This window comes from Archangium primigenium (assembly GCF_016904885.1).
Lineage (GTDB): Bacteria > Myxococcota > Myxococcia > Myxococcales > Myxococcaceae > Cystobacter > Cystobacter primigenius.
In genome coordinates this window covers 6,218,881-6,235,295 of record NZ_JADWYI010000001.1, presented here as the reverse complement: position 1 = coordinate 6,235,295, position 16,415 = coordinate 6,218,881, and the positions used below count along the sequence as shown (strand labels likewise).

Below are 16,415 nucleotides of genomic sequence, written 5' to 3'. Positions count from 1 at the left end.
GGGATCACGGCACGCTGGGGCCTCGGGCCTCGGCGCGCTCCCACACCTGGAGGTAGCCCTCGGCCGAGTTCATCAGCGCCTCCAGGTCCTGACCGCGCAGGCCCTGACGGCGCAGGTCCGCGATGAAGTCCGGGAGCAGGCCGACGTGAGCCAGGCCGTCCTCGTTGATGTCGAAGACCTTGTTGCCCACCGCGCTGCGCTCCAGCTTGGTGGGGCTGTTGTCCACCGCGATGCTCAGCGGGTAGCGCGTGCGGGCCACCTGGGGGGCCGAGCTGCCGCCGTGGCAGGCCTCGCCGCCGAAGCGCGGGCCCGGCAGGCCGGCCAGTCCGTTGAAGTCCGTGCCGAAGCCCACCGACATCCCGGGCAGCTGCTGCGTGAGATAGAGATACGCCTGCGCCCAGCTCTGCGAGGTGTTGCCGCACTGGTGCTCCACCACCGGCTGGCCCGTGCCGCGCCAGGTGGGCACCTCGTCTCGCGAGCCCTGCTCCACGATGAGCGACACCATGCCGCCCACGTCGCGGATGCGCTGGAGCTGCTCGGCCTTGAGACTGCCCTCGTGACGCTTGCCCCCGCGCGCCGTCTCGAACAGCGTGGTGTGGCCGCTCACCACCGGGTAGCCGTGGGGCGCCACCATCGCCAGCGTGTCGTCGAAGGCCCGCTTGGACATGTGGTCGATGTCGATCAGCATCCCGCGGCGCATCATCCCGCGCACCAGCGTGCGGCCCAGGGGGGTGAGCCCCTGAGCGCCACAGATGGGGGCCTTGGTGAGGTCGCGCTTGTACTCGTAGCCCTCCTGGGAGCAGTCGCGCGAGTCCCCCTGGGTGATGAGGTTGGTGAGCGCCGGGCCGCCGAAGGCGTTCTGCTTGAAGTGGATGGGGTAGAGGTGGCGCAGGCCCATGGCCTGGTAGTGATCCAGCCGCGCCTCCACATAGGCGGCGGTGCACGCGCCGTCGCGGCGACAGTCGAAGAGGTAGTCCACCTCGGCGCCGAGCACCACCGCGAGCTTGCCCTGGGCGATGACGGCCCGCGCCTCCGCGGGCGACTTCACGATGCGGTACCACCCCCGGCCCGTGCCCCCGGCCTTCGCGTCGACCGCGGCCTGCATGGCATAGGCCTCGGCGATCTGCAGGTCCACCGCCTCCATGTCCTCGCCGGTGCGGCCCGGGGCCTTCTCCGCGTAGATGGGGGCGCCGAGCAGGTCCTGGTTGTTGACGGCCAGCATCACCATCAATCGCAAGCCGCCCTGCACGGCGCGCAAGAGCCAGTCCTCGTACATGGACTGGTGCGTGTAGCTGTTCCAGCGCGGCCAGCCATCGAACTGGGGATAGCCGCCCACCTTGTGGCCCACGCCGCCCGAGCCATAGCCCAGGGTCGCCATGATGGTGCCGAAGGAGTCGCGGGTGCCTCCGGGCCCGTGGACGCTGTCACACCAGGGCAGCACGGAGGACAGGGGACCGTACGCCTTGCCGAAGAAGGCCTTGCCCCCGAAGGCGAGGTTCGCGAACTGGTGCGAGTGCAGATCCGCGAAGCCCTTCGCGGGCGCCTTGCAGTAGCAGGTGACGGCAAAGTCGCCCTGGTCGGCGGCCACGTCGTCGCAGGACACGCAACTGCCCGCGTGGGGGCCGCTCGTCACCTGGCCCTTCACGCACGCGCCGCGCTGTCCCCAGGCGGCGTCCCGGTTGGCGCAGAAGGCATCACAGCTCACGGCGCCGGTGTTGCTGGGCTTGGTGAAGGTGCCCGCGGGAAGGGTCGAGCTGCACTCCGTCACGGGGGTGCAGGTGGTGTCGACCACCTCGAACTCGCCCCACATGCCCGCGGTGCCCTTGTTCACGCAGCGGGTGGGGCGCAGGAAGGTGTAGCCCGAGACGGTGGCGCCCGTGGCCTGACAGGCGCTCTCCCACGAGGTGTTGCTCGGCACGTTCATCAGCTGCGCCGAGTGTTGGCGCCGGCCCGAGTCCGTGCAGCGGTCCTTCTGGAACGTGCCCCACGAGGCAGCGGCGAGCGCGGGTGAAGCGGTCCACAGCATCCACCCCAGCAGGGTGAAGCGAAGCAGGTGTGTCATGTCGGGTGACTCCGAGGTTGTGTGTCTGCCAGCCCCGCGGCGGGCGTCCACCAGCGCGGGCCGGAGTCAGGATGCGCCGGGTCAGCGCGGCCCCGCCAGCAGGGACGCGATCTCGTGGACCGATTCGGAGGGAAAGCGCTGCTCGGCAAGCCGGGAGCGCGGGACGAGTCGGCTCGCGGGCGCCACCTCGCGGGGGACGGGGGGCGACATGCGGCGGCGCAGCGTAGCAGCTCCCCCTGACAGCGCAGGGGCGGAGTCGAGCGTCGAGCAAGCGGGTGCGGCCCGACGGCTTGCCCTCGCCGCGCGCCCCACGTATGACCAATGCCCATGAGTGACGAGCGCACGCCCACCGAACCCGAGGTGATGGAGCCCACGTTCTGGCGCAAGAACGGCTGGTCGGCCCGGGTCATCAAGAACGAGGACGACGACGGCTGGGCCGTGGAGATCCGCAAGCAGGGGCTCTCCGAGCCCGTGCTGATCAGCCCGTGGGTGATGGGCCGGGACAAGAAGAACCCCAAGCCCTTCGACGCGACGGCGTTCGCGACCTTCGTGAAGACGGCCTCGGAGGTCCTCGACCGCTCGGCGCGGCAGCGCGAGCAGTCCATGGTCAAGAAGCTCTCCATCGCCTGGGAGGGCCTCTGGTACGAGGTGCGGCTCGAGCTCGTGCCGGACGAGTACGACCCCCACGCGCTGCTGTCGGCCATCGACGATGCGGGCGCGACGGTGGCGAAGCATCGCGTGGCGGCGAACTTCAAGTTCACCCGGGACTTCGCCAACCAGTGGGTGCGCGGCGGGTTCTCGGAGCCCTGAGCCAGGCCGTCCCGCCTGATAGACTGCGGAGCCGATGAGCCCCGCGCCCCTCCGCTTCTTCTTCGATTACGTCTCGCCGTACGCGTACCTCGCCTGGACCCAGCTTCCCGCCCTGGCCGAGCGTCATGGCCGCGCGCTGGAGGCCGTGCCGGTGCTCTTCGCGGGCGTGCTCAACGCCCTGGGCACCGTGGGTCCGGCCGAGGTGCCCGCCAAGCGGTTCTACCTCTACAAGCACACCCACCGGCTCGCCCATGACCTCGGCGTGCCCTTCGCCTTCCCCTCGGCGCACCCCTTCAATCCGCTGCTCGCGCTCCGGGTGACGGCGGCGGTCCGGGAGTCGGACGCGCGGAGGCGGCTCGTCTCCGCGCTGTTCTCGGCGGCGTGGGCGGGCGGGGGAGGGCTCCAGGAGCCCGAGCGCGTCGGCGCCTGCGTGGACGCGGTGGGGCTGGAGGCCCCGGCGGTGCTCGCCGCCGCGGGGACGCCGGACGTGAAGGATCAGGTGCGCCGCGACACCGAGGAACTGCTCGCGCTGGGGGGCTTCGGCGTTCCCACGGTCCTCGCGGACGGGGAGCTCTTCTTCGGCGTCGACTCCCTGGGCCACCTGGAGCGCTTCCTGCGCGGGGAGGATCCGCTCTCGCCCGAGGAGCGCGAGCGTCTGCGGACCCTCCCCATGGCAGCATCCCGCCGCTAGGACAGAAGCTCCACGTACCCGTCCGTTCCATGCACGCGGATGCGCTGCCCGTCCTGGATTCGCCGGGTCGCCTGCTCCACGCCGACGACGGCCGGCAAGCCGTACTCCCGGGCAATCACCGCGCCATGGGTCATCAGTCCGCCCACCTCGGTCACCAGCGCCTTGATGGACACGAACACGGGTGTCCAGCTGGGGTCCGTGAAGGGCGTGACCAGGATGTCGCCCTCGGCCAGCTCCGCGTCGGCCATGTTCAGGAGGACGCGCGCACGGCCCTCCACCACGCCCGTGGAGACCGGGAGCCCGACGAGGGCCCCGGCGGGGAGATTGGCTCGCTTGTAAGCCCCCGCGACGATCTCCCCCTCGGACGTGAGGACCCGGGGGGGCGTCAGCTTCCGGTGGCGTTCGTGCGCGTCCTTCCGATCTCGGATGCGCTGCCCATCCAACTGATGCGTGCGCACCACCTCGCGCAACTCCTGGAGGGTGAGGTAGGCGATGTCTTCCGGGTCCTGGAGCACGTGGGCCTGGACGAGCCGCTCGGCTTCCTTCCACAGGGCCTGCTTGTAGAGGAAGTAGCGATTGACGATGCCGTACTTCGGATACTCCCGGTAGCCGATGAAGTCGCGGAGCCGACGGATCATCCGGTGCGCTTCCTCGGCTTTGGGCTGCCCATCCGGAAGCGCCTTCAATCGCGCGAGCAGCTCCTGCTCCTTCTTCAAGGCCTCCTGCCGTCCCTGCTCGAACTTCCGGCCGCTGGCCCCGGGCTCGAAGGTCTTGATGTTGCCGAGGATCAAGGGGACGAGGGTCGTGGGGCTCTCGCGCCACCGCGTCCGCGTCACGTCGATCTCCCCGACGCACCGCATGCCGAACGTGTCGAGGAAGGCGGAGAGGGCATCGTGGGCAACCTGTCCCCCCTCCAAGGGGAGCAGACCCTCCAGGAAGTCTTCGTCCTTCGCGGCGCGCAGATACGCGATCACCTCCGGATGCGGCCGGATCGCGTCCGCGACGTCCAGGAGCGCCAGCCCCATCTCCGAGGTGATGTTGTTCGGCACGGATTGCGAGAGCGTGTCCGCGGCGTTCTTCTCACCCAGCCACGCCAGCATCTTCTCGTTGAGCCAGGAGGACGCGTTCATGGCCGCCAGGAGCACGCGGAAGATCCGAGGTTCGAGCAGGTTCTTCCTCAAGTGCTGAACGTCCTCCAGGATGAAATCCATCAGCTCCGTGCCGGATTTCGTCTGGATGTCTTGCTTCAGCGCTTCGATCGACGCCCGACTGTGCGCGATCAACTCGGCGACGATCGCTGGCTCGTCGTCGACAGGCGGGGGAGGACTCCCGGGCGGCATCCCGGGCTTCGCTGGGGCGGGCGCCGGTGCGATGAAATCGCCCCGCGCGATGAGGGTCTCGAGGGCATCCTTGATGAGCGGATCGGAGCGGCCCATGGCATCCAACAAGGCGCCCCGGCTCGTCGGTGAAGCCAGCTCCTTCGAGATCTCGACGAACAACCGTCCCCCCGCCGCGTACATGGGGCGCGCGGCGGTCAACTGGAACAAGGACAGCCCCAAGGGCTTCATGGGGTCGGTCATCATCTGCTGATGGCCCACGGAGATGAAGACGCGGTTGCCCGGCTCACCCACCTCGGGGATGGGGTACAGGGTCGTGATGGGCCGACTCTGGACGATGAAGAACGCGTCGTCGACCAGACACCACTCGATGTCCTGGGGCTGACCGAAGTGCGCTTCGATCCGCCGACCCAGGCGCTCGAGCCGCACGATCTGCTCGTCCGTCAGCACGGGGCTGTCGCGCCGCTCGGGCTCGAGTTCCCGTTCCTGGGTTCCGCCACCCGTCAGGGCCCACGTGGCCAGCGCCTTGGTGGCGATCGTCTTCTGGGTGACCTGGCCGTCGCGGACCTTGTAGCCATCGGCGTTCACCCGGCCGGAGACCAGCGCCTCCCCGAGACCGAAGCCCGCGTCGATGGAAGACACCTTCCGGTTCGATGTCACGGGATCGGCCGTGAACAAGACCCCGGCCGCCTGGGGGAGGACCATCTTCTGCACCACGACCGCCATGTGGACCTTGCGGTGGTCGAAGCCGTGGCGGAGGCGGTAGGCGACCGCGCGCTCGGTGAAGAGCGAGGCCCAGCACCGGCGGACGTGCGCCAGGACCGCCGACGCGCCGATGACATTCAGATAGGTGTCCTGCTGGCCCGCGAAGGACGCCGTTGGCAGATCCTCCGCCGTCGCGCTGGACCGGACGGCGCAGGCGGTGTGCTCGCCCAGCCGTGAAAGGGCGCGGGTGATGGCGTCCTGGACGTCCCCGGGGATGGGCGCGCTTTCGATGATCGTGCGGAGCTCCGCGCTGAGCGCCCGGAGGCCCTCCCGGTCTTCCACGCTCAGCCGTGACAGCTGCTCGAGCCGTTCGCCCAGCGACGGCACTTCCTCCAGGTGTCGCTTGAAGGCCTCGGTCGATACGCAGAAGCCCTCCGGTACGCCGACGCCCTCCAGCCTGGACAGCTCGCCCAGGCTCGCGCCTTTCCCTCCAACCTCCCGGAGATGAGTGCGGTCGACCTCCTGGAAACCGAGCACGTAGGAACGCATGCGGCACCTCCCTTATCGAAGGGCACCACTATAGGCTCGCCCGTCCCGGAGAGAACGCATGCGCTACGAAGAGGCCTGGAAGGAACAACGACGGCGTGGACGGGTCTTCCTCCTGTGCTGGATAGGGGGCCCGCTCGGTGTACTTCTCGGGTACGCCTTCGTCGATGTGGTGATTGGCCGCTTCCTGAGTCCCCCGCGGAGAAAGAGTTTCGGGGACACGGCCCTTTTCGTCCTTGCACTGACATGGGGGCTGGGAACGGCGTTCGCGCGCTTCAGGCACGCGGACTGGCCGTGCCCCCGCTGCGGACAGTCCTTCGAGCTGAGAGGGACGTTCAGCAATCCACTCACGTCGCGCTGCCTCCACTGCGGCTTGCCCAGAGGCGCCTCGGAGTCGGATGCGAAGTGAATGTCTTGTGTGATGCGCTCCCGAATAGCCCGAGAGGGTTGGGGGAAGCGGCCCCAGCCGGGCGTGTCGGCCGGGGCCTGTTTCTCAGAGGCCGGCGGCGGCGCAGGCGGCCTTGTAGTCGCCCTCGCAGATCTGCGCGACCGTCCAGAAGCCGTCGGCCACCACGGTGCTCTTCACGTTGTCCTTCGTCACCACCTGCGAGGGCAGCAGGATGGAGGGCACGTCCTTCATGCCGTTGTTCACCTGGCCATTCACCCGGCCCTCGGGAGGACGGCCGTCGCGCATGAGCGCCACGGCCACCTCGGCGGCGATCTCTCCCTCCAGCTTGAGGGCCTTGTAGACGGTCATGTACTGGTCGCCCGCGAGGATGCGCTGGATGGCGGCCAGCTCCGCGTCCTGGCCGGTGACGGGGGGCAGGGGCTTGAGGCCCGCGGCCTTCATCGCCGCGATGGCGCCGCCCGCCGTGCCGTCATTGGCCGCGTACACGCCCGCGATCTTGTCCTTGCCCAGCCGCGTGAGGGCCTGCTCCATCTGCTGCTGTGCCTTGTCCGGGCTCCAGTCCGGCGTGTCGTACTCGGCGGCCACCTTCAGGCCGCTCGGGTCGATCACCGCGTGTGAGCCGGACTTGTACAGCCGCGCGTTGTTGTCGGTGGGCGAGCCGTGGATCATCACGATCTGCCCGTCGCCCTTGCCATCGGCCTTGAGCTTGTCCGCGAGCGCCTGGGCCTGGAGCTTGCCCACCTGCTCGTTGTCGAAGGAGATGTAGTAGTCCACGTCCGCGTTGAGGATGAGGCGCTCGTAGCTGAGCACCGCCACCTTGGACTGACGTGCGCGCGCGACGATGGCCGCCGCCGAGGCCGAGTCCACGGGGTCCAACACCAGCACCCGGGCGCCATTGGTGAGCGCCGCCTCGGCCTGGTTCTGCTGCTTGGCCGCGTCCTGATCCGCGTTGCTGTAGAGGATCTCGCAGGTGGGGCAGAGCTCCTTCACCTTGCGCTCGAAGTGCGGCCGGTCATGGCTCTCGTAGCGCGCGGTCTTCGACTCGGGGAGCATCAGGGCGATCTTCCCGCCCGAGACCGGCTTGGCGGCGGCGGCCTCCGGGCCTCCCTTGGCCTCGGGCGGCGTGTCCCGCTTGCAGCCAGGAGCGAGGAGCATCAGCGCGGCGAGCAGGCCCGCGGTACGCGAAGCAGACAAGGATGGGGTCATGGCCCGGCATCCTGGAGGCGGCGCTGGAGCAGTGACAAGTTTTCGGGTGGCTCCGGCGCCGTCTGACACGACGCGGCACCGGAGCCCCGGGACCGCCCACTACCGGCCGAGCAGCTCCCACTCCGCCAGTTGCGTGTTCACGTCGCCGTGGTTCTCGGTGACCTGGAGGCGGTACTGCGAGTAGGACAGGGTGTTGGTGATCGCGAACGCGCGGGTCTGGTAGCGCCACGGGAAGTCCTGTCCGGTGCGCGTGTCCAGGGTGGTCCAGGTGGTGCCGTTGTTGGAGCCCTGGAGCGTCCAGCTCTTCGGGTCGCGGCCGGGGAAGTCATTGCCGGACGTCAGGGTGTACAGCTTCACCGTCTTGGCCGCGGGCAGGTGGATGGCGATCCACGGCGTGTTCTGGAAGGCGAGCCACTTGGTGCGCGAGTTGTTGTCGAACGCCTCGACGATGCCCTCGCCACTGGCCGAGTTCTCCCCGCTGGCGGACACGGTCCCCGTGGAGGCGACGTCGACGAGCGGCTGGGCGACGGCGCTGCCCGAGGTCTGGGAGACGGGCACGTCCGTGGCGCCCGAGCCCCACGTGGACGCGGACGCGCCCATGGTGAAGCTCAGCGTGGCGCCGTTGGCCAGGGACGTGTGGGGCAGGAAGTTGCGCGTGGAGACCATGCCGTTGACGGTGGCGCTCTGGACGTAGCGGTTGGTGTCGCTGACGTTGGGCGCGGTGATGACGATGTCCTTGCCGTTCTCCAGGTGCACCGTCATCTTCGGGAAGAAGGGCGCGCCCACGGCGTACTCGGGCCGGCCCATGCTCACCGGGTAGAAGCCCATGGCGCTGAAGAGATACCAGGCGGACAGCTCGCCGTTGTCCTCGTCGCCCCGGTAGCCATCGCCCGTGCCCAGGCCCGCGTCGTACTGGGTGTTGAGCACGTCGCGCACGCGCTGCTGGGTGCGCCACGGCGTGCCCGCGTAGTTGTACATGTAGAGGCTGTGGTGCACGGGCTGGTTGGAGTGGCCGTACTGGCCCATGTTCACGTCATAGGCCTCGAGCATCTCGTGGATGACGCCGCCGTAGCAGCCCACGTCGTAGTCCCGGGACGCGGAGAACATGGCGTCCAGCTTGTTGGCCAGCCCCGCGCGGCCCGAGTAGAGGTTGGCGAGCCCCTGCCCGTCCTGGGGCACGAGCGTGCTGTAGTGCCAGGCGTTGCCCTCGGTGTACTCGCAGCCCCAGCGGTGGGGTTTGAAGTCCGCGTCCGACGTGCGCCACGTGCCGTTGCTGTTCTTGCCCCGGAAGAAGCCCACCGAGGGGGAGAACAGGTTCACGTAGTTGAGCGAGCGGTTGAAGAAGTACTGGGCCTCCTCGGTCTTGCCGAGGGCCTGGGCCATCTGGGCGATGCCGAAGTCGTTGAGGTAGCCCTCCAGGGACCACGAGGTGGACTCGCCGACGACGTCCTGCGGCGTGTAGCCGAGGAACACGGAGCGCTCCATGCCCTTGCGGCCCTTGGCGCCCTCGGAGCTGTAGGTGGTGGCGTTGCGCAGCATGGAGTCATAGGCCGCCGCGGCATCGAAGCCGCGCACGCCCTTGAGCCACGCGTCCGCGAAGATCACGTCCGAGTTGGTGCCCACCATGATGTTGGCGTAGCCGGGCGCGGACCAGCGCGTCACCCAGCCACCGTCCTTGTAGCCGTTGACGAAGCCCTGGAGCATCTCGCCGGTGAGCGTGGGCATGAGCAGGGCGTACAGGGGCCAGGTGGTGCGGTACGTGTCCCAGAAGCCGTTGTTGACGTACACCTTGCCGGGCTTCACCGGGTGGCCGCTCGCGTAGGGCGACGCGTAGCTCGGGGTGCCGTTCACGTTCTCCCAGGCGGAGTTGGGGTAGAGGAACGTGCGGTACATGTTGGAGTAGAGGATCGTCTTCTGGGCCTCGGTGGCGCCCTCGACCTCGATCTTCCCGAGCAGCGCGTTCCAGGCCGTCTGGGCCTCGGCCTTGACGGTGTCGAAGGACTTGGTGCCAATCTCCTGCGCGAGGTTGGACTGGGCCTGGGCCACGCTGATGAACGAGGTGGCCATGGACATGGTCACCTGCTCGCCCGCGGTGGTGTTGAAGCGCACCCAGGACGTCACCGCGCGCTGGCCGCTCACGTTGAGCGCATCCGCGAAGGGCTTGCTGAACTTCGCGTAGACATACATCCGGGGCGCGGGGCCCCAGCCCGTCGCGTGGTCCACGTAGCCGGAAATGACGTTGTTGGCCCGGTCGATGGACACCGAGCCGTTGAGCCCGTTCACCGAGTCGAACAGCAGGTAGGACGTGGTGCCGGGGAAGGTGAAGCGCCAGGAGGCCGCGTGGTCGGTGGGCGCGATCTCCGTCTGGATGCCATTGTTGAACTTGACGCCGTAGGCATGCGCCCGCGCCGTCTCGTTGGCGTGGCTGAAGGCCGCGGCCCGGCTCGCCCGGTCCACCACCACCGAGCCCGTCTGGGGCATCACCTGGAACGTCTGCCGATCACCCATCCAGGGGCTCGGCATGTGGCTGAGGGTGAAGGCCTGGATGGACGTGCGGCTGTAGTCGTAGATCCAGCTCGTGGAGTTCGCGTCCGTCATCGGCGTCCAGAAGTTGAAGCCGAAGGGCACCGCCGTCGCCGGGAACGTGTTGCCGCGCGAGTACCCGCCGCCGGAGTGACTCCCGCGCAGCGTGTTCACGTAGTCCGAGGGCAGCGCGGCCGCGTCCTGTGCCCAGAGCGGCGAGAGGCACAGCGCACCCACCAGCGTCAGGCCATGAGAACACCGGGAGACGACCCGTCTGGGATTGTTCCGTTGCATCCAGTCACCACCTTTCATGTCACCGCCAGGAATTGAAATTCCGGCTTAACATGAATTCCAGGAGTGTCCTCCGGGATTCCGGTGGCGCTCCGCGTCAACCCGAGGGCATTGGATCTTTCAGATGCCAATGAATCAAGGCGCGGGTGGGGCGGTTGGTCTAGGACGAGCGGATGACCCACCCATCCCGTTGCCTCCGCCTGTTCGCGGTGAGTGTGCTGCTCGCCTGGACTGGCTGTCTTTCCATGCCCGTGATGCCGACGGCCTCACCCGCGGCGCAGGAGTCGGCGCCCGCCGCGCCGCGCGTGAGCTTCCTGCAGTACTACGCCTCGGGGATGGTCGGCTGTCCGCCACCGGAGGTCGTCATCGACCAGGACACGTGGGGAAAGGGCCTCATGACGGTGGCCACCTTCGTCGCGGAGTGCCGGGGCCACCGCTTCTTCTGCAGCTACAGGACCCTGGACGACGTGTACTGCCACGAGGAACTCGCCCCCATCGCCCCGAGCCCCGCGAAGGCGCCTGAAGGCTCCTGACGTCCAGTGACGGACAGGTTCCGATTCATTGGGCCGCGTATGAATCCGGCCAGCGCCTGTCCGCGTAGGGGCTCCCGAACGCCAACCTCGTGGAGCTCCATGTCCTTGAATAGACATCCTCGCCCGCTCATCGCCGCGCTCACCGCCCTGTGCCTCACGGCGTGTGGCCCCGAGACGGACACCCCCGCGCCCCAGCCGCCTCCGACCGAGCCGCCCGCGACCCAGCCGGTGGAGGTGGGGGACGTCGTGGCCCTGACGGCGTCCGGCAAGCTCGTGTCCTTCAACCGCGCGACGCCCGCCACGCTCGTGGGGAGCATCGCGGTGACGGGGCTGCCCGAGGGCGAGTCGCTGCTGGGCATGGACTACCGCCCCGCGGACGCGCGGCTCTACGGCCTCACGAGCGGGGGGAAGATCGTCGTCCTGGCGCCGGAGACCGGAGTGGCCACCGTGAAGTCCACGCTGGCCGCCATGAGCGGGGATGACAAGCCGTTCACCGCCTTGAGCGGAACGGCCTTCGCCGTGGACTTCAACCCGGTGGCCGACCGGCTGCGCGTGGTGAGCGACACCGGGCAGAGCCTGCGCATCAACGTCGACACCGGGAGCACCATCACCGACGGCGACATCAACGGCGGGGGCAGTGGGACGCGGGTCTCCGCGGCGGCCTACACCAACTCCTTCCCGGAGACGGTCAGCACCCGGCTCTTCGTGCTGGATGTGGTCACCGACAGCGTCTACCTCCAGGATCCGCCGAACAACGGCACGCTCTCCACCCCCGTCGCGCTGGGCGTGGATGCCTCGGCGGTGGGCGGCTATGACATCGACGCGCGCACCAACACCGGCTACGCGGCGCTGACGGTCGGTGGCACGCAGCGGCTCTACCGCATCGCCCTGGACAAGGCCCCGGCGGCGGCCTCCGAGCTCTCCGCCATCGGCGAGGACGAGCCCCTCAAGGCCCTGGCCCTGCGGCAGGCGAGCGGAGCCGCGCTCATCGGGCTGACCACCGACAACCGGCTGGTGCGGGCGGCGGTCTCCGCGCCGAACACGCTGCTGGCGACGGTGAACGTCACGGGCGTGCCGGCGGGGGAGACGCTGCTGGGCATCGACGTGCGGCCGTCGAACGGACAGCTCCACGCCCTCTCGTCCGCGGGCAAGCTCTACACCCTGGATGCGCGGACGGGCGTGGCCACGCAGAAGGCCACCCTGAGCGCGGACGCCGCCGACACCACCGCGCCCTTCGCGGGCCTGGCGGGGACGCACTTCGTCATCGACTTCAACCCCGTGGCCGACCGGCTGCGCGTGGTGAGCGACACCGGGCAGAACCTGCGCATCAACGTGGACACCGGCGCGACGACGACCGATGGCACCATCAACCGGGAGTCCGGTGAGGCGCTCGTCTTCGGCGCGGCCTACACGAACAGCTTCGCGGGCACCTCGGCGACGGTGCTGTTCGACCTGGAGCGCAACGGCAACGGGCTCACCCGGCAGGAGCCGCCCAACAACGGCGCGCTGGTGAACGTGGGCGCGCTGGGCGTGACGTGGAAGGGCGCGGCGGGGTTCGACATCGCCGGCGGGGACAATGGCCTGCCGCTGGTGGCGGGTCGCACGACGGACAGCGGGCCCTTCGCCCTCTATCAGGTCAACCTGCTCACGGGCGCCGCCACCTTCTTCCCGCGCACCGCCACCACCGCGGAGCAGGCGGCCATCGGCGGCGCTGCGGGACCGGACCTGCGGGACATCGCCCTCGTGTACTGAGCCGAGGAGGGGCGGCGGGCGTGCGACTCCCGCCGCCCCTCCCGGGGCCTACTTGGGCACCGAGGTGTACAGGGCGTTCACCTCGCTGTCGCTGAGCGCGCGGCTGAAGACGCGCACCTCGTCGACCGACCCCGCCCAGAAGTCGACGTTGGTGCCGTTGTACTTGGCGCGGCCGATCGCCAGCGGACCGGTGCTCACCAGGGCCTCACCCGCGGTCGTGGCGGCCACCCGGGCCCCGTCGACGTACAGACGGATCTCGTTGCCAGCGCGCGCGCCGACCAGGTGGTACCAGCGGCCGAGCACGGGCGTCATCGGGTGCCGGGCGCGGTTGCCGCCGGGCGTGCTGAAGGCGAACGCGCCCTGACCGTACTGGAGGTAGAACGGGTTCTCCGTGCGGCGGCCGTCCTGGCTGGCTGCCGAGGCGTAGTTGCCCGGCAGCTTGTCCAGCGTCACCCACGCGGAGATCGTGTAGTCCTTCTGGGTGTCGAGCACCGGGTAGTCGGTCTCCGCGAAGTCGCCGTTGCCGCTGAACTTGACCGCGCTGCCGCGCACGCCTTGCACCCAGGCGGGATTGCGGTTGAAGCGCATGGGGCTGTTGCCCTCGGAGTCGTTGGCCACCGAGCCCCCGTCCTCGTCGAGCGTCCACGTGCCCACGCCGGGGAACGTCACGTTCTCGCCCGCCTTGGCTCCGGCGGCGATCACCTCGCGGTTGATGGCGCGCACGGGCTCCAGCTCCACCTTCATCACGCGCCGGTCGTAGGTGTAGAGGCCGTTGAGCTCGTTCTCCACGTCGGTGACCTGCGTGTAGACCGAGCCGGACATCTCCGCCTTGGCGGCGGCCAGGTAGTAGGTCCGCGTGTTGTCCACGTACTTCGTCGTCAGCGCCGCCTTGTCGGCCACGCCGCTGTAGATGACCGTGGGGGCGCCTGGCCACTGGTGGCCCGGCATGCGCAGGGTGAAGCCGCCGTGCTCGCCGTCCATGGCCACGCGCGTGGCGTCCGGGTAGGGCGCGGCGTTGTTGCCGTAGTCGTGGTGGTCGATGACGTCACCCTTGCCGGAGTCGCCCAGCGAGTCGCAGCAATTCACGCCACTGTGCGCGTTGACCCACCGCGAGGGATCCTTCGCCTTGACCTGCTCGGCGAGCGCACCCGTCTCGGTCTGGTCCCACTCGCCCCAGCCCTCGTTGAACACCACCCAGCCCACGATGGACGGCGCGTTGTGCAACTGCGTCATCATCGCGAGGCTCTCGGGGATGAACGCCTCCTTGTACGCATCCCGGGCCGCGGCGTCCTGGCGGTTGAAGAAGCCGGAGACGAAGTCCTGCCACACCAGCAGGCCAATCTTGTCCGCGTGGTGGTACCAGCGCAGCGGCTCCACCTTGATGTGCTTGCGCACGGCGTTGTAGCCGAAGTCCTTCTGCACCTGCAGGTCCCAGCGCAGCGCCGCGTCGGTGGGCGCGGTGTAGATGCCGTCGGGCCAGTAGCCCTGGTCCAGCAGCGCGAGCGAGAAGACGGGCTTGCCGTTGAGCATCAGCTTGGGGAAGCCGCCCACCTTCTGGATGGAGACCGAGCGCATGCCGAAGTAGGAGGTGACGCGGTCGGTGCTGGTGCCGTCGGTGAGGGTGACCTCGAGGTCATAGAGGAAGGGATCCTCCGGCGACCACAGGCGCGGCGAGGGCACGGGGAGCGACAGGGTGTCCTTGGCCTCGCCGGAGATCCGGCCGACTTCCGTGGTGCCGATGCGGGCCACGGCGGTGACGGTCGCGCTGCTCGAGGTGGAGGTGACCTTGAGGGCGAGCGTGCTCGTCGTGAGGTTCGGCGTGAGCACGAGGCCGTCGATGGCCGTGGTGGGCACGGGCTCCATCCACACGGTCTGCCAGATGCCCGAGGCCGGCGTGTAGAAGATGCCGCCCGGCCGGCGCGTCTGCTTGCCCGTGGGCAGGTTGGGCCCGGTGATGTCGGTGACCGCGACGACGAGCTCCTGCTCCCCCGAGGCGTTCAGGGCGCTGGTGGCGTCGGCGGTGAAGGCGGTGTAGCCGCCGGTGTGCTCGGCGACCTTCTTGCCGTTGACCCACACGCGCGCGTGGTAGTCCACCGCGCCGAAGTGCAAGAGCAGCCGCTGACCGGAGCCGACGCTCCAGTCCGCGGGCACGGTGAAGAGCCGACGGTAGAACATGTGGTCCTCGTGGCGCTCCAGCCCGGACAGCTGGGACTCCACGGGGAAGGGCACCACGATGCGCTCGGCCAGCGTCTGGTTGAACGGCGGCGCCACGCTCGCGCTCGCCGCGCCGGCGAACTGCCACACGCCGTTGAGGTTGCGCCACTTCTCGCGGACCTGCTGGGGCCGCGGGTACTCGGGCAGCGGGTTGCTCGGATCCAGCTGGTCGGCCCACGGCGTGCGCAGCCGCTGGGTGGACGTGTTGCGCGCCTGGCGCACGATCTTCGGCACGGCCTCACCGCCCACGGCCAGGCCACCGGTGCCGGCATAGGTGACGCGCACGCGCTGGTTGAGCTGGATGGGCTCGGTGAGGGTGACTTCCACGACGGTGTCGTCGGTGGGGGAGATGCGGGCCGAGGTCAGCGGCATGTCGGTGCTGTCGGCCTCCACCGTCAGGTGGGGCAGGGGCGTGCCGAGCGCGGTGACCTTGGACTTGAAGTCGAGCGCCAGCTGGCGGCCGTCCGGTCCGACGGTGAAGTTGACCGGGTAGACCTCGAAGCCCACGGGCGGGGTGAAGGCCGTGGTCGGGACGATCTGCTTGGCGCGGGTGGCGCTCGACCAGCGCAGGAACATGTTCGCGCCGCCGCTGTCCTGGAACAGCTCCATGCGGAACTCATGGGGCTCGCCCGCGACGAGGCGCACCACCTGGCTCGTCTGCTCCACGTCCCAATCGCCCACCCAGTGGTCGATGACGGCCGTGTTGTCCAGGTACATCCGGAAGCCGTTGTCGCCGATGGCGTAGAACGTGTAGTCGCCGGTCTCCGGCGCGGTGAGCCGGCCGGTCCACCGGGCGGTGGTGTCCACGGTGCGGCCGTTGGCCGCCTGGAACGTGGCCGTCAGATCCTGGAAGTCGATGTTCGGCTCGAGCGTGACCGTGCCGAGCTGGGCGAAGTCCCGCTTGCCGGGCGCCGACATCCGGAAGTACTCGCCCATGAGGCCGTACACCTGCTCGGACTCGGGCGGGGTGCCACTGTCCGGCGTGGAGCCGCCATCGGGTGTGGAGCCACCATCGGGCGGGGTGCCACTGTCCGGCGTGGAGCCGCCGTCCGGCGTGGAGCCGCCGTCCGGCGTGGAGCCGCTGTCCGGCGTCTCCGTCGGGGTGCCGCTGTCCGGCGTGGAGCTGCCGGGAGGCGTGGGTTCCGGCTCTGGATCCGAACAGCCGGTCAGGGGATGAATCAAGACAGCGGAGAGCAGCAACAAGAGCAGGCGATGAGACCTGAACCCGGGGCGTGACATAGCGTCCCTTCTGGGGCTTGGAATTGTCTGGGGGGGTAAGGCTTCGCAGGACTTAGACGGCGAAGGACGTGATGTCCACGAGGAAGGACACCCACAC

General features: G+C 69.2%; 9 protein-coding genes. 4 read left to right on the top strand and 5 right to left on the bottom strand.

Features of this window, described 5'->3' with window-relative positions:
* Window positions 1-4 precede the first annotated feature (4 nt).
* On the bottom strand, window positions 5-2,062 hold the full coding sequence (locus I3V78_RS25460; RefSeq protein WP_204491035.1) for a membrane dipeptidase: 2,058 nt from the start codon (window positions 2,060-2,062) through the stop codon (window positions 5-7).
* Window positions 2,063-2,389: 327 nt separating this feature from the next.
* On the opposite strand from I3V78_RS25460, the gene I3V78_RS25455 reads away from it, so the two are divergent.
* Entirely contained in the window at window positions 2,390-2,872 is a 483-nt protein-coding gene (locus I3V78_RS25455) for a hypothetical protein (RefSeq protein ID WP_204491034.1), read from the top strand.
* A 34-nt stretch (window positions 2,873-2,906) separates the two neighbouring features.
* Window positions 2,907-3,563: a 2-hydroxychromene-2-carboxylate isomerase gene (locus I3V78_RS25450; RefSeq protein WP_204491033.1), complete on the top strand. Its 657-nt coding sequence runs from the start codon at window positions 2,907-2,909 to the stop codon at window positions 3,561-3,563.
* Here the strand turns inward: I3V78_RS25450 and rph are convergent.
* The 3 genes from rph to I3V78_RS25435 form a co-directional block, all read right to left on the bottom strand.
* Complete coding sequence (gene rph / locus I3V78_RS25445) at window positions 3,560-6,154, bottom strand: rifamycin-inactivating phosphotransferase (RefSeq protein ID WP_204491032.1); 2,595 nt, start codon at window positions 6,152-6,154, stop codon at window positions 3,560-3,562. The two genes, I3V78_RS25450 and rph, sit on opposite strands and share 4 nt — an antisense overlap.
* 490 nt (window positions 6,155-6,644) lie before the next feature.
* Window positions 6,645-7,766 carry an ABC transporter substrate-binding protein gene (locus tag I3V78_RS25440; RefSeq protein WP_204491031.1) on the bottom strand — a complete coding sequence of 374 codons (1,122 nt, stop codon included), beginning with the start codon at window positions 7,764-7,766 and terminating at the stop codon, window positions 6,645-6,647.
* 99 nt (window positions 7,767-7,865) lie between these two features.
* Complete coding sequence (locus I3V78_RS25435; RefSeq protein ID WP_204491030.1) at window positions 7,866-10,583, bottom strand: GH92 family glycosyl hydrolase; 2,718 nt, start codon at window positions 10,581-10,583, stop codon at window positions 7,866-7,868.
* A 170-nt stretch (window positions 10,584-10,753) separates the two neighbouring features.
* Between I3V78_RS25435 and I3V78_RS25430 the strand changes: the two genes are divergently transcribed.
* Together I3V78_RS25430 and I3V78_RS25425 are read left to right on the top strand one after the other, a co-directional pair.
* The gene (locus I3V78_RS25430; protein ID WP_204491029.1) at window positions 10,754-11,113 is read left to right on the top strand and encodes a hypothetical protein; all 360 of its coding nucleotides are present in this window, start codon (window positions 10,754-10,756) and stop codon (window positions 11,111-11,113) included.
* Window positions 11,114-11,218: 105 nt separating this feature from the next.
* Entirely contained in the window at window positions 11,219-12,865 is a 1,647-nt protein-coding gene (locus I3V78_RS25425; RefSeq protein ID WP_239576593.1) for a DUF4394 domain-containing protein, read from the top strand.
* A 48-nt stretch (window positions 12,866-12,913) separates the two neighbouring features.
* On the opposite strand, the gene I3V78_RS25420 is transcribed toward I3V78_RS25425, so the two are convergent.
* Window positions 12,914-16,318, bottom strand: coding sequence for a LamG-like jellyroll fold domain-containing protein (locus tag I3V78_RS25420; protein ID WP_239576591.1), 3,405 nt, complete (start codon window positions 16,316-16,318; stop codon window positions 12,914-12,916).
* Window positions 16,319-16,415 lie beyond the last annotated feature (97 nt).

Coding starts and splice junctions, on each gene's coding strand:
- I3V78_RS25460 (WP_204491035.1), bottom strand. CDS start 2,062: ATGACACACCTGCTTCGCTTCACCCTGCTGGGGTGGATGCTGTGGACC.
- I3V78_RS25455 (WP_204491034.1), top strand. CDS start 2,390: ATGAGTGACGAGCGCACGCCCACCGAACCCGAGGTGATGGAGCCCACG.
- I3V78_RS25450 (WP_204491033.1), top strand. CDS start 2,907: ATGAGCCCCGCGCCCCTCCGCTTCTTCTTCGATTACGTCTCGCCGTAC.
- rph (WP_204491032.1), bottom strand. CDS start 6,154: ATGCGTTCCTACGTGCTCGGTTTCCAGGAGGTCGACCGCACTCATCTC.
- I3V78_RS25440 (WP_204491031.1), bottom strand. CDS start 7,766: ATGACCCCATCCTTGTCTGCTTCGCGTACCGCGGGCCTGCTCGCCGCG.
- I3V78_RS25435 (WP_204491030.1), bottom strand. CDS start 10,583: ATGCAACGGAACAATCCCAGACGGGTCGTCTCCCGGTGTTCTCATGGC.
- I3V78_RS25430 (WP_204491029.1), top strand. CDS start 10,754: ATGACCCACCCATCCCGTTGCCTCCGCCTGTTCGCGGTGAGTGTGCTG.
- I3V78_RS25420 (WP_239576591.1), bottom strand. CDS start 16,318: ATGTCACGCCCCGGGTTCAGGTCTCATCGCCTGCTCTTGTTGCTGCTC.